This window comes from Microcoleus pseudofavosus SVA1_A4, from assembly GCF_036700565.1.
Lineage (GTDB): Bacteria > Cyanobacteriota > Cyanobacteriia > Cyanobacteriales > Microcoleaceae > Microcoleus.
In genome coordinates this window covers 1-26,117 of the sequence record NZ_JAUBPE010000030.1, presented here as the reverse complement: position 1 = coordinate 26,117, position 26,117 = coordinate 1, and the positions used below count along the sequence as shown (strand labels likewise).

General features: G+C 45.4%; 26 protein-coding genes. 10 read left to right on the top strand and 16 right to left on the bottom strand.

All coding sequences use genetic code 11. The annotated features are described in order from the left end of the window. Nucleotides 1-32 precede the first annotated feature (32 nt). Nucleotides 33-683 carry a glutathione S-transferase family protein gene (locus tag QUA02_RS14870; protein WP_333028866.1) on the bottom strand — a complete coding sequence of 217 codons (651 nt, stop codon included), beginning with the start codon at nt 681-683 and terminating at the stop codon, nt 33-35. Nucleotides 684-975: 292 nt separating this feature from the next. Beyond that, a complete protein-coding gene (locus QUA02_RS14865; RefSeq protein WP_333028864.1) occupies nt 976-1,119 on the bottom strand; it encodes a hypothetical protein in 144 nt (47 codons plus the stop codon). A 186-nt stretch (nt 1,120-1,305) separates the two neighbouring features. Between QUA02_RS14865 and hisG the strand changes: the two genes are divergently transcribed. Beyond that, nucleotides 1,306-1,950 carry an ATP phosphoribosyltransferase gene (gene hisG / locus QUA02_RS14860; RefSeq protein ID WP_332982837.1) on the top strand — a complete coding sequence of 215 codons (645 nt, stop codon included), beginning with the start codon at nt 1,306-1,308 and terminating at the stop codon, nt 1,948-1,950. A 356-nt stretch (nt 1,951-2,306) separates the two neighbouring features. Here hisG and QUA02_RS14855 read toward each other — a convergent pair whose 3' ends face one another. The 3 genes from QUA02_RS14855 to QUA02_RS14845 form a co-directional block, all read right to left on the bottom strand. Beyond that, nucleotides 2,307-3,773, bottom strand: coding sequence for a response regulator (locus QUA02_RS14855; protein WP_333028863.1), 1,467 nt, complete (start codon nt 3,771-3,773; stop codon nt 2,307-2,309). A 223-nt stretch (nt 3,774-3,996) separates the two neighbouring features. Next, entirely contained in the window at nt 3,997-6,210 is a 2,214-nt protein-coding gene (locus QUA02_RS14850; protein WP_333028861.1) for an ATP-binding protein, read from the bottom strand. A gap of 665 nt (nt 6,211-6,875) precedes the next feature. Beyond that, a complete protein-coding gene (locus QUA02_RS14845) occupies nt 6,876-7,589 on the bottom strand; it encodes a DUF1997 domain-containing protein (RefSeq protein WP_333028859.1) in 714 nt (237 codons plus the stop codon). A gap of 131 nt (nt 7,590-7,720) precedes the next feature. Between QUA02_RS14845 and QUA02_RS14840 the strand changes: the two genes are divergently transcribed. Next, nucleotides 7,721-8,380 (top strand): NAD(P)H-binding protein, encoded by a 660-nt coding sequence (locus tag QUA02_RS14840; RefSeq protein ID WP_333028857.1) that lies wholly within the window; start codon nt 7,721-7,723, stop codon nt 8,378-8,380. 158 nt (nt 8,381-8,538) lie between these two features. Beyond that, nucleotides 8,539-9,825, top strand: coding sequence for a glycoside hydrolase family 24 protein (locus QUA02_RS14835; protein ID WP_333028856.1), 1,287 nt, complete (start codon nt 8,539-8,541; stop codon nt 9,823-9,825). A gap of 108 nt (nt 9,826-9,933) precedes the next feature. Here the strand turns inward: QUA02_RS14835 and QUA02_RS14830 are convergent, their stop codons facing one another. Further along, on the bottom strand, nt 9,934-10,326 hold the full coding sequence (locus QUA02_RS14830) for a hypothetical protein (protein ID WP_333028854.1): 393 nt from the start codon (nt 10,324-10,326) through the stop codon (nt 9,934-9,936). A 255-nt stretch (nt 10,327-10,581) separates the two neighbouring features. Here QUA02_RS14830 and QUA02_RS14825 point away from each other — a divergent pair, with 255 nt between their 5' ends. Further along, nucleotides 10,582-10,779: a hypothetical protein gene (locus QUA02_RS14825; protein ID WP_333028853.1), complete on the top strand. Its 198-nt coding sequence runs from the start codon at nt 10,582-10,584 to the stop codon at nt 10,777-10,779. A gap of 47 nt (nt 10,780-10,826) precedes the next feature. Here the strand turns inward: QUA02_RS14825 and QUA02_RS14820 are convergent, their stop codons facing one another. Beyond that, nucleotides 10,827-11,171 carry a Dethiobiotin synthetase gene (locus QUA02_RS14820; RefSeq protein ID WP_332979451.1) on the bottom strand — a complete coding sequence of 115 codons (345 nt, stop codon included), beginning with the start codon at nt 11,169-11,171 and terminating at the stop codon, nt 10,827-10,829. 587 nt (nt 11,172-11,758) lie between these two features. Here QUA02_RS14820 and QUA02_RS14815 point away from each other — a divergent pair. The 4 genes from QUA02_RS14815 to QUA02_RS14800 all read left to right on the top strand — a co-directional run bounded on the left by QUA02_RS14815 (nt 11,759) and on the right by QUA02_RS14800 (nt 13,827). After that, the gene (locus QUA02_RS14815) at nt 11,759-12,001 is read left to right on the top strand and encodes a hypothetical protein (protein WP_333028850.1); all 243 of its coding nucleotides are present in this window, start codon (nt 11,759-11,761) and stop codon (nt 11,999-12,001) included. Nucleotides 12,002-12,222: 221 nt separating this feature from the next. Beyond that, nucleotides 12,223-13,023 carry a class I SAM-dependent methyltransferase gene (locus tag QUA02_RS14810; protein WP_333028849.1) on the top strand — a complete coding sequence of 267 codons (801 nt, stop codon included), beginning with the start codon at nt 12,223-12,225 and terminating at the stop codon, nt 13,021-13,023. Nucleotides 13,024-13,069: 46 nt separating this feature from the next. After that, a complete protein-coding gene (locus QUA02_RS14805) occupies nt 13,070-13,366 on the top strand; it encodes an antitoxin family protein (protein ID WP_333028847.1) in 297 nt (98 codons plus the stop codon). Continuing rightward, nucleotides 13,360-13,827, top strand: a complete 468-nt coding sequence (locus QUA02_RS14800; protein ID WP_333028845.1) for a type II toxin-antitoxin system VapC family toxin — start codon at nt 13,360-13,362, stop codon at nt 13,825-13,827. The genes QUA02_RS14805 and QUA02_RS14800 overlap by 7 nt, the downstream gene beginning before the upstream one ends. A 90-nt stretch (nt 13,828-13,917) precedes the next feature. On the opposite strand, the gene hisC is transcribed toward QUA02_RS14800, so the two are convergent. From hisC to QUA02_RS14780, 4 genes are all read right to left on the bottom strand, one after another. Further along, on the bottom strand, nt 13,918-14,964 hold the full coding sequence (gene hisC, locus QUA02_RS14795) for a histidinol-phosphate transaminase (RefSeq protein ID WP_333028843.1): 1,047 nt from the start codon (nt 14,962-14,964) through the stop codon (nt 13,918-13,920). A 73-nt stretch (nt 14,965-15,037) separates the two neighbouring features. Further along, the gene (locus QUA02_RS14790) at nt 15,038-15,751 is read right to left on the bottom strand and encodes a glycerophosphodiester phosphodiesterase (protein ID WP_333028841.1); all 714 of its coding nucleotides are present in this window, start codon (nt 15,749-15,751) and stop codon (nt 15,038-15,040) included. Further along, nucleotides 15,748-16,602 carry an alpha/beta fold hydrolase gene (locus QUA02_RS14785; protein ID WP_333028840.1) on the bottom strand — a complete coding sequence of 285 codons (855 nt, stop codon included), beginning with the start codon at nt 16,600-16,602 and terminating at the stop codon, nt 15,748-15,750. The genes QUA02_RS14790 and QUA02_RS14785 overlap by 4 nt, the downstream gene beginning before the upstream one ends. A gap of 99 nt (nt 16,603-16,701) precedes the next feature. Then, nucleotides 16,702-17,982 (bottom strand): esterase-like activity of phytase family protein, encoded by a 1,281-nt coding sequence (locus QUA02_RS14780; RefSeq protein WP_333028839.1) that lies wholly within the window; start codon nt 17,980-17,982, stop codon nt 16,702-16,704. A 22-nt stretch (nt 17,983-18,004) separates the two neighbouring features. Here QUA02_RS14780 and QUA02_RS14775 point away from each other — a divergent pair, with 22 nt between their 5' ends. After that, nucleotides 18,005-19,339 (top strand): tetratricopeptide repeat protein, encoded by a 1,335-nt coding sequence (locus QUA02_RS14775; protein ID WP_333028838.1) that lies wholly within the window; start codon nt 18,005-18,007, stop codon nt 19,337-19,339. 166 nt (nt 19,340-19,505) lie between these two features. Here QUA02_RS14775 and QUA02_RS14770 read toward each other — a convergent pair whose 3' ends face one another. Both QUA02_RS14770 and QUA02_RS14765 read right to left on the bottom strand, forming a co-directional pair. Further along, entirely contained in the window at nt 19,506-20,027 is a 522-nt protein-coding gene (locus QUA02_RS14770; protein WP_333028837.1) for a GNAT family N-acetyltransferase, read from the bottom strand. Nucleotides 20,028-20,113: 86 nt separating this feature from the next. After that, nucleotides 20,114-20,695: a GNAT family N-acetyltransferase gene (locus QUA02_RS14765; protein ID WP_333028836.1), complete on the bottom strand. Its 582-nt coding sequence runs from the start codon at nt 20,693-20,695 to the stop codon at nt 20,114-20,116. A gap of 152 nt (nt 20,696-20,847) precedes the next feature. Between QUA02_RS14765 and QUA02_RS14760 the strand changes: the two genes are divergently transcribed. Further along, on the top strand, nt 20,848-22,722 hold the full coding sequence (locus tag QUA02_RS14760) for an ABC transporter ATP-binding protein (protein WP_333028834.1): 1,875 nt from the start codon (nt 20,848-20,850) through the stop codon (nt 22,720-22,722). Between the two features lie 295 nt (nt 22,723-23,017). On the opposite strand, the gene QUA02_RS14755 is transcribed toward QUA02_RS14760, so the two are convergent. The 3 genes from QUA02_RS14755 to QUA02_RS14745 all read right to left on the bottom strand — a co-directional run bounded on the left by QUA02_RS14755 (nt 23,018) and on the right by QUA02_RS14745 (nt 26,009). Further along, entirely contained in the window at nt 23,018-23,236 is a 219-nt protein-coding gene (locus QUA02_RS14755) for a hypothetical protein (protein WP_333028832.1), read from the bottom strand. 232 nt (nt 23,237-23,468) lie between these two features. Continuing rightward, on the bottom strand, nt 23,469-24,686 hold the full coding sequence (locus QUA02_RS14750) for a DNA double-strand break repair nuclease NurA (protein ID WP_333028830.1): 1,218 nt from the start codon (nt 24,684-24,686) through the stop codon (nt 23,469-23,471). 528 nt (nt 24,687-25,214) lie between these two features. Then, a complete protein-coding gene (locus tag QUA02_RS14745; RefSeq protein ID WP_333028828.1) occupies nt 25,215-26,009 on the bottom strand; it encodes an HAD family hydrolase in 795 nt (264 codons plus the stop codon). Nucleotides 26,010-26,117 lie beyond the last annotated feature (108 nt).

Here is a 26,117-nt window from a genome sequence, read left to right as displayed (position 1 = left end):
TTGAGATTTTAGGTTAACTAAACTGATTTTTGCTACATTTTAAAGTGTGCAATACTTTCCGATTCGCTGTAAGCTGCGGCTACCCATTCCTGGATTGCAGGCAGTGCCAAAATCGCATCAGCATAAGCTTTTGCTTCGGAATCTAATTTGACTCCGTAAGTAACAAAACGCATGACAACGGGGGCAAACATAGCGTCAACAACTGTGAATTTTCCGAACAGCATATCGCCACCTGTTCTGAATTTTTGGCGGCACTCGCGCCAAATGGCAAAGATGCGAGCGATCTCTGCTTCGACACCGGGAGTCATTCCTTCTCCGGGATAGCGGTTGCGGCAGTCCATCGGCATATTTTCGCGCAAATGTTGGAATCCCGCGTGCATTTCGGCGCTGATGGAACGGGCGATCGCCCGTTCCGCTACATCGGCCGGCCACAAATCCTTCGCAAAGCGATCGGCAATGTATTCGCAAATTGCTAAAGATTCCCACACTTTCAGGTCGCCGTCGATTAAAACTGGCACTTTTCCAGAAGGGGAATAGCGCCGAATTTCCTCATGGGTTGTCGGCGCATCGAGGGAGATTCTGACTTCGGCAAATTCCAATCCTGCTTGTTTAATCGCCAGCCAAGCGCGCAGCGACCAAGAGGAGTAATTTTTGTTGCCAATAACGAGTGTCAATTTGGTCATAATTTAGCTGTCAGCTATTGGCGATCGCCCGTTAAGTTTTAAGTTTTAGAGTTGAATACACAAAGGCGCGATACACAATGGCGATCCTCTTCGAGGGCTTCGCGCGAAGCGCGATCGTCCAGTTATCTGCACCAGCCTCTGCAAGCATTTTACACTAACAGCCTCCCAGCGTTCCGCGTTTTTCTGCAAACTTCGATCGGGCTGCGCGATCGAACACCCTTGATTTCACATGGGATGAGAAGCCTTTGACCCTGGGGATTCTGGCGCGGTTAGCGTTAGGTACGGCTACTGTCTAGTCCATTTCCTCGTCCTCTAGACCGCCGCCTGAGAGGATTTCATCTACTGTAATTTTCAGGGAATCCGGGTCTACACTGTGAAATTCTCCGTCAAATTCTTGACTGTCAAACTCTCGATTGTTTTCCCTAGTGACCGCCATAAAAAAAAGTGAGTCTATAAAAAGTTATTAAATATAATATATACCCAAACAAAGGATCGAGCAATACCCGAAATTTATTTTTCGCTGTGAACTCTATGTGTTATTCTGAGTTTGGTAAAAGCTGTTTCTGCTTGTACCGCGATCGCCCCCTTCCCAAATTGAGCAATTTACACTCTAAAAATTGACATGATTACTGTTGCACTTCCCAAAGGCGGACTGTTAGGAGATAGCATTCGGCTGTTTAAATCGGTTGGATTAGACTTCAGTGCTTTTCTCGATTCCTCTAACCGCCAACTTCAAATTTATGACCCTACCGGAACTGCAAAAGCTTTGCTAGTAAGGACGCACGACGTGCCGGTTTATGTGGAATACGGTCAAGCTGATTTGGGGATTGCTGGTTATGATGTTTTGCGGGAAAAAAATCCGAAAGTGGCAAATTTAATAGATTTAAAATTTGGCAAGTGTCGGCTGTCGGTGGCGGTGAAAGAGTCTAGTTCTTATCGACGAACGGTAGATTTGCCTCCTCACGGTAGAGTTGCTTCTAAGTTCGTACACTGTGCGAGGGAATATTTTCACAATTTGAATTTGCCGGTGGAAATTGTGCCGCTTTACGGTTCTGTGGAGTTGGGGCCGATTACGGGTATGTCGGAGGCTATTGTGGATTTGGTTTCGACTGGCAAAACTTTGCGGGAAAATGGTTTGGTGGAAATTGATGTTTTGTTTGAAAGTTCGGCTTATTTGATCGGTCATCCTTTGAGTTACCGTTTGAATGCGGGAGGGGTTAATGAGTTGATTGGGAAGTTGAGAGAGCAAGTTTTGACTGCTGTTTGATGGTCTAAAATTAGTATGGACACGGCGCCGTGCCGTTTCCCTGCGAACGAGTGATATCAATTCCGGTTGCATCGGAATTAATATTACCCGAAATCAGGACACGGCAGTGCCGTTTCCCTACAATTAATCGGGTTAGGGAAACGGCACTGCCGTGTCCTCTATATCATTCCGGCGCAGCCGGAATTGATATGATATTTATACTAATTCTTAAAACTCATGCAACAGTATGTGTAGGGTGCGTCGCCACCCTTAAATCTTAAATAATATCCACAATCTTTGAGCGACGCACCGGTGCAGAATAGTGAGCGTAAACAAACCCACACTCATCATTGTTGCAAGACTTTGAAGAATTGGTATTAGCTCAATTCTGAGCTGCTATTTGGAGGTATCAAACCTAGTTTTTCCTGGCAGCGGTTGATATAAAAACTGACGACTGTATCAGCAGGGTTTTGTTCGATTAGTTGCTGAAAATATCCCAAGGCGGCGACAAATCTTTCGGATTGCCATCCTTGAATTCCTTTGTCAAATAAAACCTGGGTAAGCTGCTTTGCTTCTGAGTCTGGACTGGAGGCGGCCCAGATTTCGTAGATTTCAATAGCTTGCTGCTTGCCGCGGGGAGTTACTCGATCGATCCAGCGATAGTAATAATTGTTTCTTGGCGATTCGCTGTCTGCCGCAGTCGCCTGATTCGTAGAAATCGTACTCTCCTGTGTTTCCACTTCCAAGTGGCACTTTAATAATAGACTTTCTTTTGAGTTTGAGTTCGGACTTATGCTATTGAGAAATTCTCTCGCATGAACGATCGCATTTTCGCTAACAATAATTTGGCAACCGTATATTTTAGTTAAATTTTCTAACCGAGAAGCTGTATTTACCACATCGCCGATGACTGTAGAGTCCATCCGGCGGTCGGAACCCAAGGTGCCGATCATGCCGATACCTGTGTTAATTCCCGTACCGATATTGACGGGAAATTCTAAATTGTATTTGTGGCGGCTGGCATTAAATTCCTGCAAACTTTCTTGCATTGCTACTGCGGCTTCGATCGCATCCATAGCGTGAGAATTCGGCTTGTCAAATACTGCCATGATGGCATCGCCTAGGTATTTGTCAATAAACCCACCGTGGGACGTTATGCAATCGTTCATTTTAGTAAAAAAAGCGTTCAACCATTCAAAGGTCTCGCGTGCTGCTTGAGATTCTGCGATCGCAGTAAACCCGCGAATGTCGCAAAATAAAATAGTCAGCTCTTCTTCTGTGACATTGCCCAACTGAATAGATTCTATTCCTTGGGGCGCAATTCGTCCCAGAAGCTGCTCCGGCACAAATAGGTGAAATTTTTCTGAAAGATATTCGTTTGCCTCCCAAGCTGCGGCGATTTGGCGTTTGCTTTGCTCTTTTACCTGCTGGTTGAATTGAGAAGAGACAGCTTGCGATCGCATTTGGCTCAACTGCAAAACATTTTCAACTTTCGCCAGCAACAAGCGACTGTTAAAAGGCTTGGTTAAATAATCATCGGCCATCATTTCCAACCCTCTGAGGCGAGATGTATCGTCATCGAGGGCAGTCAAAAAAATCACCGGTACAGTTTGCAATGTTGTATCGTTCCGCAGGCGCTCGCACACATCAAAACCGTCCATCTCCGGCATCATAATATCCAGTAAAATTAAATCTGGTCGAGATGCGCGGGCGAGGGAGAGCGCTTCATGGCCAGATAGCGCCGATACTGTGGCGTATCCTTCCAGGCGCAATAACTCTTCGAGTAAAATCAGATTAGCTGGCTCGTCATCAACCAACATGATGCAGGGCGACTTGTTTGACATGGAATATGATATATATTGAATTTAGCTCTGGACTGGCGCGTGTAGATGCTCTAAACCTGGTTGATTCGTGTATTTCTAGTTATTCAATTCGATATTTTTCTTAGGAACCGGGTTTCGGAGGCAAGTGTGCGCAATTCCTATAGATATTTATCTAATATTGAGTTTAACCTTTCTGGTTATCAATTATTATAAATGGCAGTGCTGCAACTGCAAATAATTATTGTTAGGTGAGAAAAGAACGGACAGTAGCGATCGTCAAATTCAAATCCAGCGGCTTGCTCAAATAACCAGAAGCGCCTGCTTCCAAACATCGATCGCGGTCACCTGGCATCGCCATCGCCGTCACCGCAATCATCGGTATCGACTCCCAGACAGGATCTGCTTTAACTCGGCGCATCAACTCAAAGCCGTCAACATCCGGCAACTGAATGTCCATCAAAATCAAATCCGGCAGCAAATCCGGCGCAGTAGAGGCGGCGAGAATACGATCGAGCATCGCCTTCCCATCCGCGAGTATCTCTACCCCGTACCCCTCCAATTCCATCACCTCAGAAATTAACATTTGGTTAAAAGGCTGGTCTTCGACAACCAAAATCCGCTTGCAGCCAATTGGTAAAGCAATCGCAGAAGCAGGGACTAACTTGGAATCCAAGGCACAATTCGCAAAGTTTCCCAACTCTTGACGCATCTCCGTCAAAGGCAGCCAAACGCGGAAAAGACTTCCGCGATCGCAAACAGATTGAAAAGAAACAGTCCCCCCGTGCAATTCTGCCAGCCGCTTAGTCAAAGCCAAACCCAAACCTGTACCTTCGTGGCGCCTGGTCAGGGAAGAATCCACCTGTTGAAAAGGTCGAAATAGCAAGTGCCAGCGGTCTTGAGGAATGCCGATGCCGGAGTCTTTCACCTCAAAACAAAAATAAGGAGTGCTGGCATTTACAGGAGAACAATCCGGCCGGTAGTCGCCCTTTATTTCACTGCCGTAGACCAGACGCCCGCTGAGTTTAACTTGTCCCTGTTCTGGGGTAAATTTGATGGCATTGGAAAGTAAATTTATCACAATTTGTCGCACTCGCCGTTCGTCGAGCAAAACTTTAGTAATGCGGTAGTCGAGTTCTAAAGACAAACCTATCCGCTTTTTGTCGGCCCGCGGCTGCATCATTTTCAGACAGTCTGTCGCGAGTTCGTGAACGCGAACAGGCTGTAAATTGAGTTCTACTTTCCCCGCTTCTATTTTAGAAAGGTCGAGAATATCGTTGATTAGCTGCAACAAGTGCTGGCCGCTTTTTTCGATCAGTTCTACATAGTTGATTTGTCGATCGCCCAACTGTCCGGCCGTTTGCCGCAGCAGCAAGTCAGAAAAGCCGAGAATGCTGTTGAGAGGCGTCCGCAATTCGTGGGACATCGAGGCCAAAAACTCGGATTTCAACTGAGAAGAATACTCTAATTGTTTGTTAACTCGGCGCAGATTTTCTTGTGTCTGAGTCCGCTCGATCGCCGCCCCCAGAGTCCGGCAAGCAGCCTCCAGAACTTCTTGGTGGAGGGCGGTTTGCAGTTTTTTGACGTTGCGGGACTCTAGCGTCAGTACGCCGATAATTGTACCGTCGGTGGCTGCGATCGGAAAAATGCCCAGTTGTCCGATTCCCGGATGCCGAAATTCCGGCACGGCATTGGGATGTTGGGCATAATCCTCGACCAACAAAGGTTTACCGGTTTTCACAACTTCCCACAGCAAACCGGTGCCGTAGGGAATGCCTTTGTCTAGGAATTCTTGCATTTCTGCGGCGACTGGTTCCCCGTAAGTAGCCAGAAATTGACTAGAAACTTGGTTGTAAATCGCCACCGCTTGCCGATCGTTTCCCTTGCCGCTAATCACCTTGACATCTCCGAAAGCTGCATTCATTGCCCCTACCAGATAGGTGAGGGCAAACTGACCTATTTCTTGCAAACTGTGAGAGTTTTGCAGCCGTTCAGTTAAACCTAACAGAAATGTCAGCCGCCGGACTTCTGCGTTCAAGCTAGCTTGGGAGTTTTGGTATACCGTAACGTCTCGAAAGGTAAACAGCCGTCCGCCGCTGTTGGTAATCGTGGCGCACACCTCCAAACAAACCGCATTGGATTGCTCGAAATAAAATGATAAACTTTCATCCTGAGATTTTTGCAGTGCTTGCTGAAACTGTTGCCACTGCTGAACGGACAAGTAACCCCGATCGACAATTTCGGCAAACAGCACATCGCACTTGGGCTTTGTTGCGAGCCATTCTGGGGACAGTCCCCAGGTTCCGGCCAATTTTTTGTTAAACAAAACTAAACAGTCAGACGAGTCGAACAGAGCGATCGCATTGTCTACTTGATTGAGAATTAGTTCTTGGTCTGCCCTCAACTGCTGCCAGTCTATCTCCATTTTTTCTATGTCTGTAGCTCTTAGTTTTGTTGTCATAACTTTCTAGGGATATGGCAAGAGTTCTTTGATAACCCTTTACTTAATGTGACATAATTTTAGTTTTTTTGGTAGTGAGGGGGAGCGAGCGGCCTTGTGATCTGAGACACTTGCTGCTTTGGGACGGCGATCGGAGCCACCTTTGAACTGCATCGGCTACACTGCTTAATTATGAGGTAATAAGGAGGGAAAGCATGATGACAGAAGGATCATCTTTTAATAACAATGCTGTCGAATTTTATGGCCTCTGACTTGAAACTATTGTGTTCCACTCTGTGCTAAATTTACCCAAAATAAAAACTAATTGGCGCGATCGTAAAAGAGCATATGTCAAAATGCAATCACGACCTTACCCTTAAACTATATTAGCAATAACTTGGTTATTTAGATTAACCGGTCAAGCAAATGTTGCGTTCAATAAAACAGGGTTAAGGTGTGCCTAAGCACCGGGAGGAAGTGATATAAGTTTCAAAAAAGGATGCAACTGTAGGCAATATCCCAACACATACAGAATCAGTTATTCCCAATTATTTTATCTAAAATCGTTCGACTGAGCGCTCACGCCGAAGTCTAAAATCTAAAATGGTATGAGTTATTACGATCGCACTTATGAGTAAGGTGCGCCGAGGCGCACCCTACAAATGTGAGTTAGAACGCAAGTCTTGTTAATGTTTCTTAGGATTTTTCGGAAAAGGAATGCCCAAACTTTCGTGAAAAACAAGCTGAGTTTTATAAGTCAAGCGGCGGTTAACTTGTTTGATAATTTTTTCCAAAAGCGCATCGCCGGTTTTTTCTATCAAAGGCTGAGACATCGATCGAATAAACTTGGGAAAGCAAACTCCCACAGCCAAATCCAGCTTCCACGTCGCACTGGTAATCGCAGGCGGCAGCTTAGCACGTTCCGACGCAGGCCAATCGGCGGCAAACTCCTGAGACGGTATCTCAACTAGCTTCATCGCCGATCGAAAATCCACCTCATACCCGGGCGAGGTATAATTCGGAACCGGAATAGTCTTAATCAAATAGCAGCCTTCAGCGTCAGGCGGCAGCAACTCTAAACCAATTCTCGCTTCAACGCGGTAGCCGAAAGCCCCAAAACGCCCGATTAATAGATCGTAGCCGTTTTCGCCGATCGGCTCGGCCTTCATCGGCGAAGCGCAATGGCAAAACCAACTCTTGTGGTCATTCAAATGCTGCGCCACCGTCTCAGCATCCGCGTACATCTCCATGCTGTCTTCAAAATGCGTGTGAAACCAAATCGGCTCAAGTTCCTCTGCTGCATCCGCACCTCTACTCTCGGGAGGCCCAAAACTCGCATCTGGGTAGTAATTTTCGTCAGAAGCTTCAACAGTTTGATATTCAGCGGAATCCTGTTTCATCGTATGCTCTCCTGTTATACACGCCAATCGATCCGGTTGGGGATGTGCCAAGGAAGTTTCCTCCCTACAATTGAGAAATGGATAGTTGCAGATAGCAACAAAACTTACCCTCGTTCAGCATAACTCGACTTATGAAAGCATTTGTAGCAGGAGCCACTGGCCAGACTGGCCGCCGAATCGTCGCAGAATTAGTCAAGCGAGGCATTCCCGTGCGCGCTTTAGTGCGGAATCTAGAGACAGCTAGGCAGATTTTACCACCGGAGGCTGAGCTAGTGACTGGGGATGTATTAAATGCGACTTCTCTGGGCGATGCCATCGGCGATAGTACGGTGTTGCTGTGCGCGACAGGGGCAGCCCCTGGTTTTGACCCGACAGCGCCTTACAAGGTGGATTTTGAAGGTACTAAAAATTTGGTGGATGCAGCTAAGGCTAAGGGAATTGAGCATTTTGTGCTCGTGACTTCTCTGTGCGTCTCTAACTTTTTTCACCCGCTGAATTTGTTCTGGCTGATTCTGGTTTGGAAAAAGCAAGCCGAGGAGTATTTGCAAAAAAGCGGCTTGACTTATACGATCGTCCGTCCGGGCGGTCTCAAAAATGAGGATACTTCAGATGCGATCGTCATGGCTGCTGCGGACAAACTATCAGACGGTAGCATTCCCCGCACTAAGGTAGCCCAAGTGTGCGTGGAGGCGCTGTTTCAGCCGACTTCTCGCAACAAGGTTGTGGAAATTGTGGCTAAGTCGGAGGCTCCGCAAAAGAGTTTTGAGGAGTTGTTTGCCAGTGTGATTTGATTGAATTAGGCTGGCTTGGGTTCGGTGCGTCAGACAAAAAAAAATTTGATTTGGGTCAAAGATTTGGGCTGACGCACGCTACAACAATTTTCCGATCGCCAAATCTGGCAAAATCTTAATAGTTTTACAATTCGCCGTCGAAATTTCCCTCTCTCAGCATGAAAACTCTCAAGTGGCCAGCTTGGTTCCCCTATCCGATTTCGTGGTTAAGGGCATTTGCTCTCGCTCAGAGTTTTAGTTTTGTCCTTCGCAGGGGCATTCCTTTTGTCAGTAACGATTTCGGCTTTCTGACTCTACTGCTGGCGGCTTGGCTGATTCAGTTGCCTTTGTTTTTTGTTTGTCACTTTTTAGCCGTCAAAATCTTAAATCCCTTACTAATTATGCTGCCGGGCCGCTTTCGCGTTGCGCGCAAGTTCAAGCGCCGGCATACTGGTATTCGATCGCACTTGCGAGAAGGCTTGAATGCTGTTGTAGTGCTTTTTTTTACCTTTAATCTGTCCCTGTTGGTGCAACTTGCAATTTTTTATTGGCCAGCGCGATCGATCGATCCGGCTCAGTTGCTAACAGGAATATCTACTCTAACAAATGTTGCGATCGCCGGTGAATTCGATTTCTGGCTCATCAAATTGGCGGGGGTTTTATCGAGTTTAACGCTGTTAGCGGCGCCGCTATATCAATACGATTTTCGGGTGCGCCGGATGCGGGCGGCTCGAAAATTAGCCGAAATTGCGGAAATGGAAATGACTTGGCTAGAAGCTGAGAAATTGGGCCGTCGAAAAAGGGGTTTGCTGAGGCGATCGGAAATTCAAATCCTCGGATTTCTACTTTTAATCGGCGCTGTGATTGGCGGCGCTGTTTTTTTGGCTGCCAATTTGCGGGGAAATCAGCAGTTGTCACAGTCGGCGAGTGAGGTTAGCAAATCGCCGCCGCTGGCGATGAAAACGGGCGATCCTTACATTCGGGCGCTGATGCGAACTATTTCTGCTAGCGAGTCGAATGTTTCTCGGCCTTATCACGTTGTTTACGGTGGCAAATACATATTAGATTTGAGCCGCCATCCTGACTGGTGCGTGAAGATTGTTAATGGCCCGAATCGGGGCAAGTGTACTACGGCTGCGGGCAGGTATCAATTTCTGACTACGACTTGGAAGGAGAAAGCTAAGCGCTATCGGGCCCGTCCTGCTAATTTTTTATTCTGGGAAGATTACAGTTTTCAACCGGAAGATCAGGATGCTGTGGTTTATGCTTGGTTGAGCGATCGCAAGTTTTGGAAAGCTGATATTTCACAGATGCTGCGGCAGGAAAGATTAACTGAGGTATTGCGGATGCTTTCGGGAACTTGGACGAGTTTGGGATATGGAATTGAGAACAATTCTATGAGTTCTAGTTTGCCGGAAGTCTACCGGGAAATGCTGCGGCAAGAATTGGAAAATGCTGGTTCTTAGGGAGCTAAATGTTCGCTGTTGACTGTTGACTGTTGACTGTTGACGAATGTTATTGGTTATTAACAAGCCAAAGCGATTAAGAAATAACCACTAACAAGTAATGAATAACTAATCCTTCAATTTTGGCAAAAATGCTGTCAGACATTTGTACAATTCTAATCCCGGCCCAGCTTGCAGCGGATAAAGCTTGTCGAAATTAATTGGGCTTCCCGGTGCCAATTTCCACTCGGTTTGCTGTGCTTTTTTTGGGGAAATTTCGATCGCTACCGTGATGTTAATAATGTTGTTGTGCTGGGGGATTCCCCGGAAGCAGTAACTTTTTCCCGTGCGTTTGTCGGAATCGCTGCCGGTGATGTATCTGTCTTGTTTGCGAAATTGGATTTCTCTGAAAGGTCGATCGATCGCAAACGAGTCTCGGTAGCGGTAGTCTCCGTCGGGCAAGCTTTGCACAGTCGGTCTGATTTGAGCTAGAACTGTTGTTGCACTAAGAGTTAGCATCATTGATACGAGTTCCTCCTGTGAAATCGGTGATTTTGCTGTCTGGTGTCTGAGTCGCTGTGGGCGATCGGCTTAAACAGGAGGGGCCAGTAACCAATTAATAAGACTTGTTATGCAGTTTTACTTGATCCCTGCCTATCGTGAATAATTATTTCATGGTTTCATCTCTTTTACGGATATGAGTGATAATAGAAGTATTGAGTCAAGCCCTGAGAAATTTGGCGGGCGCATATCTAAGGATAAACGGAGGATACTGCTATGTTTGGGCTGACGCGAAGAACAAAAAATTTAGGGCGGGTTGAAACCGGCAACTCGGAACTGCGAGGCTCTATCACCTCTGCGTCTCAAAGTAGCCGCACTGTTCGATCGCGAGTTTATCAAGATGAGGCTTTGGTGTCGGCGACGCTGGCGGGACTGCCGGCTCTTTTGGCATCGCTGGAAAGCTTTCGCGAGTAGAGTTTGACAATTTCTCTTGTTAAACATCGGGAGTTGACTGAGCTAAACTATTGCCAGACGCCGGAAAAGATATTCTTGACGGCGATGGCAATTCGATTTAAGTCTTCTTTCAGCAGCGGCGGCCAAGCAACTCCTTTGCGGAGTCCTGCTTCAAATTGCAGCAAACCTTCTACTGAGAGTAAATGCAGTGCCGAGATTAATTGCCGATCGAGCATTGGAGATTCTTGCAGGCCTTCAAACAATATTTTTAAAGCTAATAAAATTGATGTCACCTGTCCGGGTACGGGCGGCTGACCTTGTTTGAGACGCATCAGGAAGGCGTCGGGATTTTTCTTGGTTTCGAGGGCGGTTCCTTGGTCGATCAGAAAACTGCGGGCTGTTTTGTAATCCATTTGATGTGCGATCGATCTCCTGCAATTAATTAGCTGGTATTATATCACTTTTTGTCTCGCTCAATTTGGCAATATATTTCTATAAAGGATAAACTACAGCTACTCGTGAGGTGCGCGGGCCCTGTACCGTACAGCTACTCGTGAGGTGGTTTTCGGCGCACTCTAAAGCTCTGGTAAGGTGTACCGAAAAGCACCCTACAGCTACTCTTGGTAGTTATGAGTAGGTTTTACAGAACGGAAAAATAAAACAGTCAGTAACTCAGGTCATGTGATTTGTTGATTAGCGAATCACGGCAACCAGTCCGTACATAGCTAATCCAACTCCAATCAACAACTGGAAAGAGCAACAAGGGGTTCAACGATCGCGCCCGATCCAAGTGCTGCAAATATGTTTTAATAGAGTGGCGCTGGCGGGGTGACAACCCCGCCGGAAACCCAGACATGGCTCATATTTGACCGACTTGTGTTAAAAAAATATAGGAGTAATGAAAGTTACACTCGACCTATAAAAATATATGTTACCTAAATTCTATCAGACTCACTTCCAAAGACAACAAACCCGCTCTCAATTTTTAGTTTGAGAAATTGTGCTTAACCTCTACGCATCAGAAAAACAAGTAAGATTAGAGCGACTGCGGCGACGCGAATTTCCCTACCCCATTACCCCCGAAAGTCGTCGCCACAAGCGGAATAAGATTTCTGGACTTACCTCAACTCACCCTAACCTGTTTGTGGTTCCCCCTAGTTACCTATTGGTTGACAACCTACTGCCAACCCCGACAGAAGGTATCTGTAGCGCGATCTATCCTGCGTCAATGGGGATGTATTAATCTGTTTGCGGTCAGTCTAATATGTCCGCGAAGAGCAATCCCCTTATCTTGGTAACAGTTACCAAGTGGATAAACTATCTCGAAATATTATATGCTGAACCTGTAGAAGAGTAAACGCAAGTTAACTCGTAATAAGTGTCACTCTTATCGACATGGACTCAGAGCTGCAACGTTACTCAGGCATGGTTCCTAGCTATATTTGTCACCCCCCCCCAGAAAAAATGCAAGACGAAACTTTAAAAAAAGAGCGACAATTCCACGATGCTTGGGCATCCACAATTGATGTTGACGGCATTCGGGTCAATGATTACTTTGAAGCTTGTACCGCCCCAGAAAATAGATTTATCCTCAAGCAAATGGGCGATATTACGGGCAAACGCTTGTTAGATTTAGGCTGCGGCGCGGGAGAAAATAGCGTTTATTTTGCTAAAAAAGGCGCGCTTTGTATGGCCGCTGACTATTCTCAGGGCATGGTAGAAGTTGCTCTGAAATTGGCCGAGAAAAACGGCGTCAAAATAGACGGCTGCACAGTGAATGCAATGGCGATGGAGTTCCCGGACAACAGTTTTGATATTGTTTACGCTTCTAATTTGCTGCACCATTTGCCGGAACCATCCAAGGCTATTCGCGAAATGCACCGCGTGCTGAAGCCTGGGGGAAAAGCTTGTTTTTGGGACCCGATGAAGCACAATCCGGTGATTAATGTTTACCGCAGGATGGCGACTGAGGTGCGGACGGAGGATGAAACTCCTTTGGATATTAATATTGTGAAATTTGTCAACTCTTTGTTTTCGGAGACAGCTTATGATACGTTTTGGCTGACGGCGCTGTGGATTTTTTTACGCTTTTATTTAATCGAAAAAGTGCATCCGAATGAGGAGCGTTATTGGAAAAAGATTATCATTGAACAAGAGAGATTGAAACCGGAATACTCTCGGTTAGAAGGGTTGGATGGGTTTTTGAAGAAGTTGCCCTTGATGAAGCGCTTGGCTTGGAATTTGGCTGTGGTGGCAACGAAGTAATTAAAATAAGTACAATAAGTCAAAGCATTTAATTAAGAGGCTAATTATGCCAGAAACTATTACTGCTATCTACGAAAACGGGGTTTTTCGTCCCTTGAGTTCTGTGTCTTTCAAAGATGGGGAAACTGTGCAGATTCAACTCTGGTCAGATGATCCAAAAAAGCAGGCAGAATTGGCAATCAAGTTTTTAGTTGACCGAGGATTGGTGACTCCACTACCTAACGTTCCCCATAACGTCGAGGCTGTCACTGATGAAGATGTGTATGAATTGGCTCAAAGGTTAGGGGCAAAACCGGGCAAGCCTCTCTCAGAAATGATTATCGAGGATCGCGGCCCGTGGTAAACATTTATTTTTTGGATAGCAGCGCCCTCATCAAAAGATATGTGGTTGAAATTGGCAGCCCTTGGATAAAAACGCTCACGGATTCCCAGACTGGTAACTCGCTGCTTGTAGTCCGCATCACCTGGGTGGAAGTTCTTAGTGCTTTTGCACGCAGACAACGTGAAGGCGGTATAACTGCTGCGGAAGTTGCTGCACTTATTGCAAAGTTTCGCTCTGAATTCAATAGTCGGTATAGAGTTATCGAAGTTGATCTGGCACTGGTGGAAAGGGCGGGTGAACTGATTGTTCAATATCCACTGCGGGCTTATGATGCTGTGCAATTGGCGGCTGCTTTGCGCGTTCAATCTGTGTTAACATCAATGCCCGAAACTCAACTAATTTTTGTTTCTGCGGACAACAGATTGCTGGATATTGCTCAGTCGGCAGGGTTGGCGACGGATAATCCTAATAATTATCAGTAATCAAGCTGTTTGTAGTGAGGAATGCAAGTCCTCATAAAAATTTTAGGACTTGCATTCCTCATTACAAACTAATTTTAGTGCGATCGTTATTTAGAGAATTTCTTTCAAAGTTTTAACTAAAATGTGATTTTGTTCCTCCGTACCTACACTAATCCGCAATTTGTCTTCTAATCGCGGCTGATTGAAGTATCGAATCAATATTCCCCGTACTTTCAGTGTTTGATAGATCCTTTCTGCATCGCCGTTTGGTGGCCTAACTAACAAAAAGTTGGCTTGCGAGGGCCAAACTTCAAAGCCTAATTCCTGGAAGCTAACAGCTAGTTTTGCCCTGGAAGCCTTAATCTTTTCGGCGTTGGCTGTTTTGTGGTCTCGATCGGCGATCGCCGCCGCCGCCACTGCATAAGCTAAAGCATCCACATTGTAGCTGTCTTTGACTTTATTTAATTCTGCCAGCAGCGCCGGATTTGCTATGGCAAAACCCAACCTCAATCCTGCCAGGGAATAACCTTTTGAAAGCGTCCTCAAAACTATAACATTACTGTACTTTTTTGTCAACTCCAAAGCATTTTCTTCAGCGAAATCTACATAAGCTTCATCGATGACCAGAATCCCGGATAACTCTTTAGCCAGTCTCTCCAAATCTGCAACAGATATGGCTGTTCCCGATGGACTGTTTGGCGAAGCTACAAATGTCACTGCACCCTGGGCTGCTATTAGCAAATCTACTGGTAACTTGTAGTCGTCGGGATAAGGAACTTCAACAAATTCTGCATCTTGAATTTCTGCCAAAGTGCGGTACAATACATAGGTTGGCGCGGGACAAACAATCTGTTTCCCAGATTCGCCCACAGCGCGAACTATCAAGTTTAATAAGTCATCGCTGCCGTTACCTACCGCAATCCAATCGTCAGCAACTCCCAAAACTTTACTAGCAGCCATGCGGAAACTTTTGCCCGTTGGATCTGGATAGCGCCGCAGCATTTCTCCGTCTATTTCCTGAAGCACTTTTAAGGCTTTGGGAGAAGGCGGATAGGGATTTTCATTAGAATTTAGTTTAATAATTTTTGTGCCTAGTGGAGGCTGTTCCCCCGGCACATAGCCGGACATTTCGTGGATGATTTTGCGAAAGTAATTCATCTATTAATTGAGTTTTGTGGAACGGGCATCTTGCCCGTTCTCGATAATGGTGCAAGATATCAAGTTAAACAAATCATATCAAACAATTAGTCACTATCCGCGTTATACCCAAATCAATTAACTTTTGCATATCTGCTCGATCGTCCACCGTCCACGCCACAACGTCAACTCCCTGACTCCGGCTTTCTTGAATTAGTGCGGGGTTTTCCAGCAACACGCGGTACTGGCTGCTAATCAAATTATCTCGATGCGCCACAGCTCGAGCTAATTGAGTTTTGTACGCTTCTAGATTAGCAACGATGTGTCCGATCGCCAAATCGGCAGATAGCCGCCGCACTTGTTCGAGAAATCCATCGTTAAAGGAAGTAATAACGCATTTGTGTTGAATTTCTTCACCCTTCAAAGTATTGACAAAATCCGCGACATCTGCATCAGACCATTCGCAGTGCGGCTTGACATCAAAGTAAAGAAATTTGTCAACATTTTTGAGGATAGCTAATGATTCTTTTAAGGTAGGAATTTTTTCTTGTGAAAATTCATCGCTAAACCATTTTCCCGCATTAAGTGTCTGCAATTCAGACAGGGTTGTTTCCCTAACTTTGCCAGAAACTCCAGTGATTCTATCTAATGTTGCGTCGTGAAAAATCACTGGTACGCTGTCGGCGGATAGCTGGATGTCAAATTCGATCGAATGAGCTCCGCGGGCGATCGCCAGTTCAAAAGCTGCTAAAGTATTCTCAGGGGCGATCGCCGAAAATCCCCGATGTGCGATAATTTCTAAATTCACTGTCTTGTGCCCTCTAAAAAATCTGCCACAGTTTGATTAAAAGTTTCCGGTTCAGTCAAAAAAGACCAGTGATTCCCCGGTACTTTTGCAACGGTAAGATTTTTCAAGTATCTCTTGTACGGCTGCATTTGCCAAGCCATGCGATTTACGCCTTTTTCCGGCTGTACAAACAAAGTCTGGATATCAATATTTTCAGTTAAACCGGCAACTTTCATCACTTCTGCAAATATCTGATTTCTGGCTGCAATCCCAAATTTACTTCCCCAAGTTCCATCGGATTTTTGTTCTATTTGGTGTTGGAATACCATTTGCTGCACGTCACTCCAATCTGCGTATTCTCCCGATTGTTTTGCTGCTGCTTCTGCTTGGGATAAAGTCGCAAACGGGCCCACACATTTGAGACAGTCTAATTTTCGGTAAACAATTGGCAGGGTGAGTTTCATCGCGGCGGGCAGTTTGGTGATGAAGATGGGGTCTACTAAAATCATACTGCAAAAGCGATCGGGATTTTGCCTGGCCCAAATCGCTGCTAGTTTGCCCGTCCAAGAATGTCCTAAAATGTGGGCGTCTGGCCAGTTGAGATGTGCCATCAAAGCTTCTAAATCTGCGATCGCACTTTCAAAAGTATAGCCTATTTTCGGTTTGCTGCTCTCTCCGTGACCGCGCATATCTGGCGCTACAATATGATAGCCGTTGGACAAGTAATTGCCCAAGCTAGTCCAGACACACGCACTATCTGCTAAACCGTGTAGCAGCAGCAAACGCGGAACTTTTTTTAGCCCTATTTGTGGCTTCCATTCTAGGTAGGAAAGTTCGATTTCTGCTAAGTGCAAGCTGTTGCGTGTTGGCATGACTGGCGGTAGTTAATTACTTCGTAGAACTCGGCGGTTGAAACCCTACTACACAAACAAAGTCCGCAAAGGCGGACTAACAAATAAGACATCTTAATACTAATTTTTGCTTTTTAAACTCAACAAGATAAACTGAGTTTTTTGCGCTTCATCAAAATTGTCGTCGCTGACCAAAACTACACTCTGGCTGCCATCTGGCAAGCGCGGGCCGAGGGTCATCCCCTCTAAATTGTACAGCGGAATTCCGAGTTCGCTTAAGTCTAGCAGCAACTTTTTCTTAACAGGTTCGACCGCCATTCGCCCTTTGAAACTCTTGATTCTCGAAGTATCCGTAGCCGCCCCAACCGCTACTTGATAAATTCTAGCGCTGTATCCCGACAGCCCAAAAGAACGTTCTAAACTCAGAATCTGACCGCCGCCGATTGTTACTAATTCGGTTAAACCGTTCAAAATAGTCATGGGAACTTGGTCTAGCGTGTAAAGATTTTCCGAGACTAATTGCGGCGTTTTATCGACGATGATATAATGTAAAAGACGGATTTTGCTTGCCTGTTCTGGGTCTAAATCTTGCATTAACGGCGCTTCCGTAGCTGCGAACAAACGAAAGGGATCGAGACCGCCCGGACTAAAAGTTTCTGGGTCGATGGTTAAAGATTCAAAACCTAAATTTTCCACCACTCCTTGCTGCTGTTTTTCATCGCTGGTATCGGGAATATAGCGCTTTGGAATCGGCAAATTTCCCCGCAATTTCCCAGTTTTGAGGTCGAATTCTCCGAGAAAAGGAGGGATGCCAACATGAGTAACGCCTTCGCTGGCGACAAATACTGAGTTGCGGGGAGAAAGGGCTATGCCTTCGGGATTGATGGAACCCCAAGAGAAGGTTTCACCGTCTGCTTTTTTGAGGGAGGTAACGCCTTCAACGGTAACTTTTTTCAGGCGAATATTTGCTGGGTCACTTGATGTGAGGTCGAGTCGGAGACTGTAAAATCTGGCTTCTCCGTTTTCGCTGGGGTCGTCGGAAAGAGCGTAAAAGCGATAAGCTTTGGAAGTGACTGCGCTAATACCTTTGGGGTCGTAGGTAATTCCTGACAAGCCGCCGACTGGTGTTCCTTCAAAAGTGATTTTTGGCAATTGGTACTCGCCCAAAAAGTCCAGGGATATTTCAGGAAAAGAGCGGTCTCTAGCAACGGCGGGAGGCGGGGCGCAAGCTGTGCAAACAGTTAAGAGAATTAGGGCTAGACTGAATAAGCGTAAAATACGTTGGCGAAGCCCTCGAAGAGGATCGCCCAGCGTCTTTAAATCCCAATAATTGCTCAGTGCGGTGACATTTATTTTGTTGCTCTTGTTGAATTGTTTGCTTTTGTGCCATCTTTGTGACATAATTTATACCGTTTTGTATGATATGCAAAACTTGATGTTTCCAGAAGGGATGCCGAATCGCGGCAACCAAATTTTGAAAATGAGAAATTCTGTGCCAATTGGGTGCTTGCTTTTCTTGTGGCTGTGTGCTGGTTCTATTGCTAGCGCCCAAACTAATCCAGCAGGCTTGGATCAATTTTCTCCTAATCCTCTAGAAATTACCACACCCGATCCCCTAGCTCCCGCTAATGAATCTTTGAGCACCACTCAGCGGGACGAACTGACAGCGGCTTTGGAAGAGTTAAACTTAGAAGCAGCGGCTAAACTGCAAGCTGGAGACGGCCCGGGTGCTTTTGAAATTTGGTTCCGAGAATTGCGGCTGCGGAGGTATCTGGGCCCGGCGGCGGAAATTGCTGCTTTGAGTCGGGTGGGAAGTGTTGCTTGGAGTAGCAGTAAAACCCTCGAACTACAGCTTATTACCAAACGGCTGCAAGCAATTCAAAAACAAGTCAAATCCCAAGTACCAGTTAATACTGAATTGCTCCCCGTCTTGGCTGCGGCTTTTCAGCAGGTGCGCGCTAAAGGCCCGACTGTAGAAGTTTACCAAGAAATTCTCGAAAATGCGCGCCAAAACGAAGATATATTGGCTCAAGGTCAGATTTTAAAGGCGATCGCGCTAATTCACGTCAATTGGTTGAGTTACGATAAAGCGGCTCCGGTGTATGAGGAATTGGCAACTTTAATTCAGGAAAACCGCGCTTTATTTGCTGCTAATTCTGCTGTGCAAAATTCTGCTGTAGTTGCGGGAAACGGCGCGCCGCCGCAGCCTGTAACTCCTCCAACTGAGGTAGATACTCTCAGACAGTTGGCTTACGTTTACCAGCAGTCGAAACAACCCCTAAAGGCGATCGCAGCCAGGGAAAAACTAGCATCGGTGTATGTCAACCTGCAAAATCCCAGCGCCATACCACCGCTCAAAATTGCGATCGCCAGCGATTACCAAACCATAGGTCAAATCAATTTAGCAGCTCAATACTATCAGGAAGCATACAATTTAGCCGTCCCCATTCAACAGTATGCTCAGGCTAGCGAAGCTTTGGATAAATTAGCATTGCTTTACCGAGCGCAAAAGCAGTGGGAGCCGACTTTGCGGATTTATCAAATGCAGTTGCTGTTAGAAGAGCGGGCTTACAATTTCTACGGATTGATGAACGCTTACGACAATATCGGTCAAGTTTATCAGGAGATGAAGGCTTACGATAAAGCTTTGGAATCCTATCAAAAAGGGTTGGACGTGGCTAAAAGATTGGGACACCGACAAGAGTATTTTGCTAAAAAAATTCAAAAAGTTAACAAGCAGTTGCAAAGGACTTCGTAGTTGTCAGCCGACAATAATGCGAATTTGCGATGTGAGTAATTTAAATGCAGTGATATCTATTCCGGTTACACCGGAATGGTATAGAGGACACGGCACTGCCGTGTCCTGACTGTGGGTAACATTAATTCCGATGCTACCGGATTTGATATGAGGTGCAATGCACACCCTACAAAACTACTTTTGACTCGTAGGTTTCTCGCGAGATAGAGTAATACAGTACATCAGTTTCGTAATAACGAGCATTTTTTTCATATTTCATGCCAACTTTCTGTACCACCCGCTGGGAGGCGATATTTTCTGGTCGGGCGATCGCAACTATTCTCTCTAACTTTAATATTTTAAATCCATAGTTTAGACTAGCAAAAGATGCTTCAGTCGCCAATCCTTGATTCCAGTAAACTTTGTCTATCGCATAGCCAAGCTCAACTTCCGGTGTTTTGTCCAGAAAAGCAAGTCCGCAGCGACCGATCAATTTACGGTCTATTTTATGTATTAAAGCCCACATTCCGAAGTTGTTTTGTTCCCAACGTTGGAGCATGGTATGAATGGCGATTTCTGTTTCTTCTCTAGTTTTAACTCCTGTGAGGTATTTCATTATTTCCGGATCGCTGTAGATGCGGTACAGCTCATCTAAGTCGTCTGGCGTAAATTGTCTCAGATACAATCGGGCTGTCTCTATTTCCTGCATGATTGATATAATTTATCCCACTATATTATGATACCAGTTTTGATAAGTATTGCTACAAAAATAGTGGTTGGATTTTCTTTCTGAACTCAACTCAACTCAACTACTTTTGACTGGTAGATTTTTCGCGAGATTGAATAATATACTCGATCCGAATGGTCGAGGTTATGCTGGTATCTCATCCCCACTTTTTCCATTACCCGCCGCGAGGGTCTGTTTTCGGTATGTGCAACAGAGCCAATTTTTTCTAGTTTCAATACTTCAAATCCATACTTGAGGCTAGCCGCTGCAACTTCTGATGCTAAACCTTTCCCCCAATACGCTTTTGCTAACACGTAACCGACTTCTACTTCAGGTGTTTCGCGTAAGAAGCGAAGCCCCCCGTCGCCGATCAATTGGTTATTTTCTTTATTGACAACAGCCCACAAACCGAAAGCGTGTTTTTCCCAATCTGCGATTATCTGAAATAAATCTGCTGCTGTTTCTTCTCTATTTCGGACGCCTTCGCTCAAATACTTCATCACTTCTGAATCGCTGTAGATGCGGTACAGCTCATCTAAGTCGTCTGGCGTAAATTGTCTCAGATACAATCGGGCTGTCTCTATCTCTTGCATGATAAATATAACTTCTACCAGTAGATTATAATACCATTTTTGTCTGCCTACAAACATTTTGGTTGGGTTTCGTTCCTCAACCCAACCTGCTGTTACAAGAAAACACTCTTTGTGAAACAGGCATCTTGCCTGTTACTGATAGTAGTGCCAAATATTCATTTTATTTGTTACAATTATTACTTAGATATATTGTACAGTTTTTGCCATCAATGACTATTTCCTCACCAGTAGCAGACACCAAAAACCAACCCCGCCGCGAAACAGACTGGCGGTTATTCATGAGGTTGGCATCTTACGCAACCCGCAGCAAACGCTTGCTGATTATTTCGATCGCACTATTAGTACCGCTAGCAGTCTCAGGAGCAATTCAACCCATTCTCATCGGACAGGCAATTTCGGTAATTCGATCGGAACCTACATACCAATTTTTGCGGGGATTGCCTCTATCTGCTGCATTGAATTTTTTGGCTATTTTGCTCATGCTAACTATAACACTTAGATTGGCACTGCAATCAGTTCAAGGCTATTTAGTCACGAAAGTAGGGCAAATAATTACTACTGATATTAGAAATGATTTGTTCGCCCACGTCACATCGCTAGCAGTGAGATTTTTTGACCGCACTCCTGTCGGTAAATTGATGACTCGCCTCACCAGCGATGTAGAAGCTTTGGGAGAGGTTTTTTCTTCAGGGGCGATCGGCATTGTCAGCGATTTATTTTCAATTTTAGTAATTGCCATTTTCATGTTTACCATGCAGTGGCAACTAGCTTTAATGTTGGTGCTGATGATGATACCAATTACCGCAGTCATAGTTTATTTTCAGTACCAATATCGCATAGCAAATTATACTACCAGAGAAGAACTTTCCGATCTCAACGCCCAACTGCAAGAAAACCTGACGGGTATTGGCGTAGTGCAGCTATTCCGCCGCGAAAGATTCAACTCAGAATTGTTTCGCGTTACCAATAAACGCTACATTAAAGCAGTTGATAAAACTATTTTTTACGACTCAGCAGTATCTGCGACATTAGAATGGATTGCTTTAGTGGCGATTGCAGCAGTTTTGTGGATGGGCGGCCAAAGGGTTTTAGCAGGTAATCTCAACTTCGGTACTCTCTCGGCATTTATTTTATTTGCTCAGCGTCTCTTCGATCCGCTGCGGCAATTTGCGGAGAAATTTACCGCGATTCAAGCAGGATTTACCGCCGTCGAACGGATTAGCGATATTCTCAACGAACCGATCGAAATTAAAGATCCAACTAGGGAAGAACAGGAAGAAGGAAGACGGAAGCAGGAAGCAGGAAGAAGCCAAAGGGAAGCAGGAAGAAAGCAAGATTATTCAGGTGAATCTGAATCGGGAGAAATCCAATTTGACAATGTGTGGTTTGCCTACAAAGAAAACGAATACGTCCTGCAAAATCTCAATTTTACTATCAAATCCGGCGAAAAAGTAGCATTAGTCGGCCCCACCGGTGCGGGCAAAAGTTCGATCATCCGTCTCCTGTGTCGCCTTTACGAGCCCACCCGAGGACGGATTTTGGTTAATCATGTCGATATTCGCGATTTGCCTCAAGCAGAATTGCGCCGACACGTAGGTGTGATTATTCAAGATGGCTTTCTATTTGCGGGCGATGTGAAGAGCAATATTAGCCTGGGCGAAAATTACTCGATCGCCGAAATTCAAGCAGCAGCAGAAAAGACCAATGTTGCGCGTTTAATCGAACAGTTGCCTCAAGGTTACGACACGCAATTGCGGGAACGGGGAACCAATCTTTCGGGGGGACAAAAGCAATTATTAGCGTTTGCTCGCGCCGCCATTCGCAATCCCAGTATTTTAGTTCTAGACGAGGCAACTGCTAGTTTGGATGTGGGGACCGAAGCTTTAATCCAAGAAGCTCTGGAGCGTTTAATGGCGGACAGAACGGCTATAATTATTGCCCACAGGCTCTCCACTATCCGAAATGTCGATCGTATTTTAGTGCTCAAACGCGGGCAATTAGTAGAGTCTGGCAGCCACGAAGAATTGTTGCAGCTAGAAGGGTTGTATGCCAGTTTGTACAAGTTGCAAATGCTAGGAAGTTAATATCTGAAGGAAGAAGGAAATTCGGCAACAGATTGTGTAATATCAATTCCGGTTGCATCGGAATTAATATTACCCGAAATCAGGACACGGCACTGCCGTGTCCCTACAATTCATGACGGTAGGGAAACGGCATTGCCGTGTCCTCATCATTCCGGCGCAGCCGGAATTGATAACGGATGTAATGGATATCAGGAAGAAGCAAGGAAGAAGGAAAATTCTTCCTTATTTCTTAGTCTGCGGAGGCAGACTTTGTTTGTGTAGTAGCGGTTTCAACCGCCGAGTGTTTTTATGGGATTCACTTGCCTGAAATCATTTTCCCCAGGGTTTCGGGCAGGTGAGTTATGTGTTGGAAAAGCTGATTTGGCCCGATGCCAAACAATAACTGCATCGCCAGCACAATTGCTGCTAAATAAATCGCTGTCCCGATGCTGGCTTTCAACACTTTAAAAGCCCAATTAAATACCAGGAAAGACACAAGTAAGGAAGCAATTAAGATAATTAGTTCTATTGGCATATAACATTTTTAACTTTTATTCAGGACTGGCGCACCGGAAACTAAAAACCCGGTTTCTTCGTATATATAGGAATTATGCACAAAATGGTCTACTCCACTATTGGTAGTGGTAAGGTGCGCAGTGCGCACCCTACAGATAGAGTGTTTGCGTAACTCCTGATATATCTAATTGTCAAACGAAACAGCTTTGGCAGAAACCGGGTTTAATACCGCAAGTCCTTTGATTGTAAGTTCAAGCAATACTGCCGCGCTTCCGTGTTTCCTTGTAAGAAATTCCGACATTTTTTAAGCCGGCTTTAATCATTTGCTGCTCTAACAAAGCGAAAAAGCGAGTTCGATCGCCCCCGGTGACTACCGCTTGATTGTGAGCTTCTGCTAGCGTCACCGGATAGCCGCCGCCTTTGTGTACTTGAGCTAGCATCATTCCTAATGCTAAATCTAGCTCTGCTTTATCTTGTGCTACCCATTCCGGCACTTCTATTCTAGCAATTTCTGTGCCGACGTGAACGTAACAGAAATAAACTGAATTGAGGCCGTACAAATCTAAGATTCGAGCTTGCGATTTCCATAAAGGGCTTCTTTGTCCCGGCGACAGGATTGTTGCCCACAAGATGGCATCCCGCAAAGGTTCAAATTCTTGACAAGGTGCTTTTTCGGCGAAAGAAATTGTGGCGGCAAATCCGACGTTCGGGCAATTTGTCATGCAGTCTGGTACTTCGTGGGTGCAAGCTTCAAACCGTAAAAAAGATAAGCTTTCGCTGCTGCGAGAAGCGCTTAAGTATCCTAACAGGGGAATTCCTGCTAAACGCAACTTGTCCCAAGCTTCTAAAATTGGCTGCAAAATTCGATCGCGCGCTTCGCTGGGTAACGGTTCCAAAAACCAATAAATCAGGGAACCGTCTACCATTGCTAAAGCTGGCGCGGGCAATTTATTGTCGTTAACTTTTGCCCAATTCTCGCCCATTTCTGCCAAAGCAATTGCTTCGGAAACGGCGCGCCTATATCCCATCCATTCTTCGGTTCTAATTCCCCACTGCCGCGAAGCATACAAGTCTTCGGGTTTGTAGAAAACCTCGGGCACGCTGTCTAAAACTGGGTGCCGGCTTTGGCCGTAGTGCAGCATGACAGTGCCGACGTTTAGCAGGTAGCAGTAGGCTATTTCGTGATGGTTGGGCGAAATTTGCGATCCGTCTGTGGCGAAGACTGTGTGGGCGACGGGGGGTGCTGTGATGTAGGTGCGATCGGACAATGGCTCGATCGGCGTGGCAGCATTGAATAAAGTGCGATCGCGCCAACTCTCTTGCAATTCTACCAATTTTTCTTGTCCCGCTGCTGCCTCGATCAGCAAATTTTGAGCCACTTGCAAACGTTGGCGAGCCGCCTGAGCTTCCACATTCAAATGTTGGCTCATCCCCTGCATTGCCTTAGCTGCTTTAGTTAAATCGAGCATTCGTTTTAAGTCTCAATATTAGAAAGCTTTCAAGTTGATTTCGCGATCGCACTTGCGAATCATAAACCCGGTTTCTGAGTATATTTCTCGTTCCTGGACCCAAAACTCGTAGAAACCGGGTTTCTCACCCGATGCGTCAGCCCTGAATCTGAGAGATTATCAAAACACTTTTCAAATTTTGGGTTTTTCAGCTTGCTTTTTTTAGCATAAACTGGGTTTGACGGATGAAATTACACAGATTATAACCCGTAGAAACTGTAAAAAAATCGGATTTCTCAGCTCAAGAGAGCTTCCCAGACTGTATCAAAAAAAAATCGATTTTTTTTCTCGATATCCTTGCTTTTTTGGGGAATTCCTGTTATGTTTATTTTATAGTGGGAGTACGTCTAAAAATATTATTTTCGCAACCATCCCATTATATAAAAATACCATGCCAGCGCCGCAACAGTCAACCCCAAAATGTAAAAAATTGTGGATTTTTTTTGACTCTGGCAATCGAAAAAAAACCACCTGCCAACAAATCTAACATCAACATCCGTCGGGGAGCCAATCGGCAAAATCTCCGGCAAACTGCGACAGAGAAAGCAATTGAACGGGCGGATTTTGAGCCACAGATTCCCGTTCTGCCAAAGTATTGTAACCCCAATCAGCCAAAAACAACCTCACCTGAGATAAATCCGGCTGCTGCTTCACCGACAGCAAAGTTTTTAACCGGTCTTCCACAAACCAAATAGTCGAATCTTTGCCAGACGCTGCCAAAAATTCCCGCAAGATTTGGTGTTTCGGCTTGTTGTATTCCTTGCCAAAAATCAACTCAGACGGCATTTGTACGCCTGCTAACTGCAAAAGTTCCCGCACAAAACGGCCTTCCTTCGTGGTGACGATCGCCACTTTCACTCCCCTCTCCTGCAAAAAGTGCAAGCGTTCAGCTACCCCTGGATAAAAGCGGTGCAAAGACAGCCACCCAGCTAAATCCTCAGCAATCCAATTATCGCGCAATCCGTCTAACATAGCGCCGACAAACTGGGCTTTTAAATTATTTTCGGTCAATAAATGCGGTACAATATTTGGCCATTCCCGCAAAATTTGCTCTTCCGTAATTCCTGTCAGCAGCGCGCGGATCAGCAGCGGCATTTCCCAACCGGTTTCGATGGCCGGCCGCACTCGGTAAAAACTCAAAGCTAAATCTGGACCGGGCACTGTTTCGACTGGTTTCCAAATTTGACAGTATGTACGCCAAGCTGTTTGGAAATATTCGATTAGTCCGTCACAAATCACACCGTCAAAATCAAGAGCTAGAATTGTCGGAAAGTTATTAGTCATCAGTCAATCGATTTTAAATTTTAGATTTTAGATCAATAGTTCGGACAGTTTTTAAGCAGCCAGAGTACCATAAGACAAGACTGAAGGAAGGTTAGGGTGATTTAAAAT

Bases quoted from the DNA above. Each gene is read 5' to 3' on its own strand.
- QUA02_RS14785 (WP_333028840.1), bottom strand. From the start codon at position 16,602: ATGCCAACACGCAACAGCTTGCACTTAGCAGAAATCGAACTTTCCTAC.
- QUA02_RS14760 (WP_333028834.1), top strand. From the start codon at position 20,848: ATGACTATTTCCTCACCAGTAGCAGACACCAAAAACCAACCCCGCCGC.
- hisC (WP_333028843.1), bottom strand. From the start codon at position 14,964: ATGAATTACTTTCGCAAAATCATCCACGAAATGTCCGGCTATGTGCCG.
- QUA02_RS14825 (WP_333028853.1), top strand. From the start codon at position 10,582: ATGTTTGGGCTGACGCGAAGAACAAAAAATTTAGGGCGGGTTGAAACC.
- QUA02_RS14845 (WP_333028859.1), bottom strand. From the start codon at position 7,589: ATGAAACAGGATTCCGCTGAATATCAAACTGTTGAAGCTTCTGACGAA.
- QUA02_RS14805 (WP_333028847.1), top strand. From the start codon at position 13,070: ATGCCAGAAACTATTACTGCTATCTACGAAAACGGGGTTTTTCGTCCC.
- QUA02_RS14750 (WP_333028830.1), bottom strand. From the start codon at position 24,686: ATGCTCGATTTAACTAAAGCAGCTAAGGCAATGCAGGGGATGAGCCAA.
- QUA02_RS14835 (WP_333028856.1), top strand. From the start codon at position 8,539: ATGAAAACTCTCAAGTGGCCAGCTTGGTTCCCCTATCCGATTTCGTGG.
- QUA02_RS14855 (WP_333028863.1), bottom strand. From the start codon at position 3,773: ATGTCAAACAAGTCGCCCTGCATCATGTTGGTTGATGACGAGCCAGCT.
- QUA02_RS14765 (WP_333028836.1), bottom strand. From the start codon at position 20,695: ATGTTTGTAGGCAGACAAAAATGGTATTATAATCTACTGGTAGAAGTT.
- QUA02_RS14820 (WP_332979451.1), bottom strand. From the start codon at position 11,171: ATGGATTACAAAACAGCCCGCAGTTTTCTGATCGACCAAGGAACCGCC.
- QUA02_RS14870 (WP_333028866.1), bottom strand. From the start codon at position 683: ATGACCAAATTGACACTCGTTATTGGCAACAAAAATTACTCCTCTTGG.
- QUA02_RS14775 (WP_333028838.1), top strand. From the start codon at position 18,005: ATGCAAAACTTGATGTTTCCAGAAGGGATGCCGAATCGCGGCAACCAA.
- QUA02_RS14865 (WP_333028864.1), bottom strand. From the start codon at position 1,119: ATGGCGGTCACTAGGGAAAACAATCGAGAGTTTGACAGTCAAGAATTT.
- QUA02_RS14780 (WP_333028839.1), bottom strand. From the start codon at position 17,982: ATGTCACAAAGATGGCACAAAAGCAAACAATTCAACAAGAGCAACAAA.
- QUA02_RS14830 (WP_333028854.1), bottom strand. From the start codon at position 10,326: ATGATGCTAACTCTTAGTGCAACAACAGTTCTAGCTCAAATCAGACCG.
- QUA02_RS14755 (WP_333028832.1), bottom strand. From the start codon at position 23,236: ATGCCAATAGAACTAATTATCTTAATTGCTTCCTTACTTGTGTCTTTC.
- QUA02_RS14840 (WP_333028857.1), top strand. From the start codon at position 7,721: ATGAAAGCATTTGTAGCAGGAGCCACTGGCCAGACTGGCCGCCGAATC.
- QUA02_RS14770 (WP_333028837.1), bottom strand. From the start codon at position 20,027: ATGCAGGAAATAGAGACAGCCCGATTGTATCTGAGACAATTTACGCCA.
- hisG (WP_332982837.1), top strand. From the start codon at position 1,306: ATGATTACTGTTGCACTTCCCAAAGGCGGACTGTTAGGAGATAGCATT.
- QUA02_RS14850 (WP_333028861.1), bottom strand. From the start codon at position 6,210: ATGACAACAAAACTAAGAGCTACAGACATAGAAAAAATGGAGATAGAC.
- QUA02_RS14745 (WP_333028828.1), bottom strand. From the start codon at position 26,009: ATGACTAATAACTTTCCGACAATTCTAGCTCTTGATTTTGACGGTGTG.
- QUA02_RS14810 (WP_333028849.1), top strand. From the start codon at position 12,223: ATGCAAGACGAAACTTTAAAAAAAGAGCGACAATTCCACGATGCTTGG.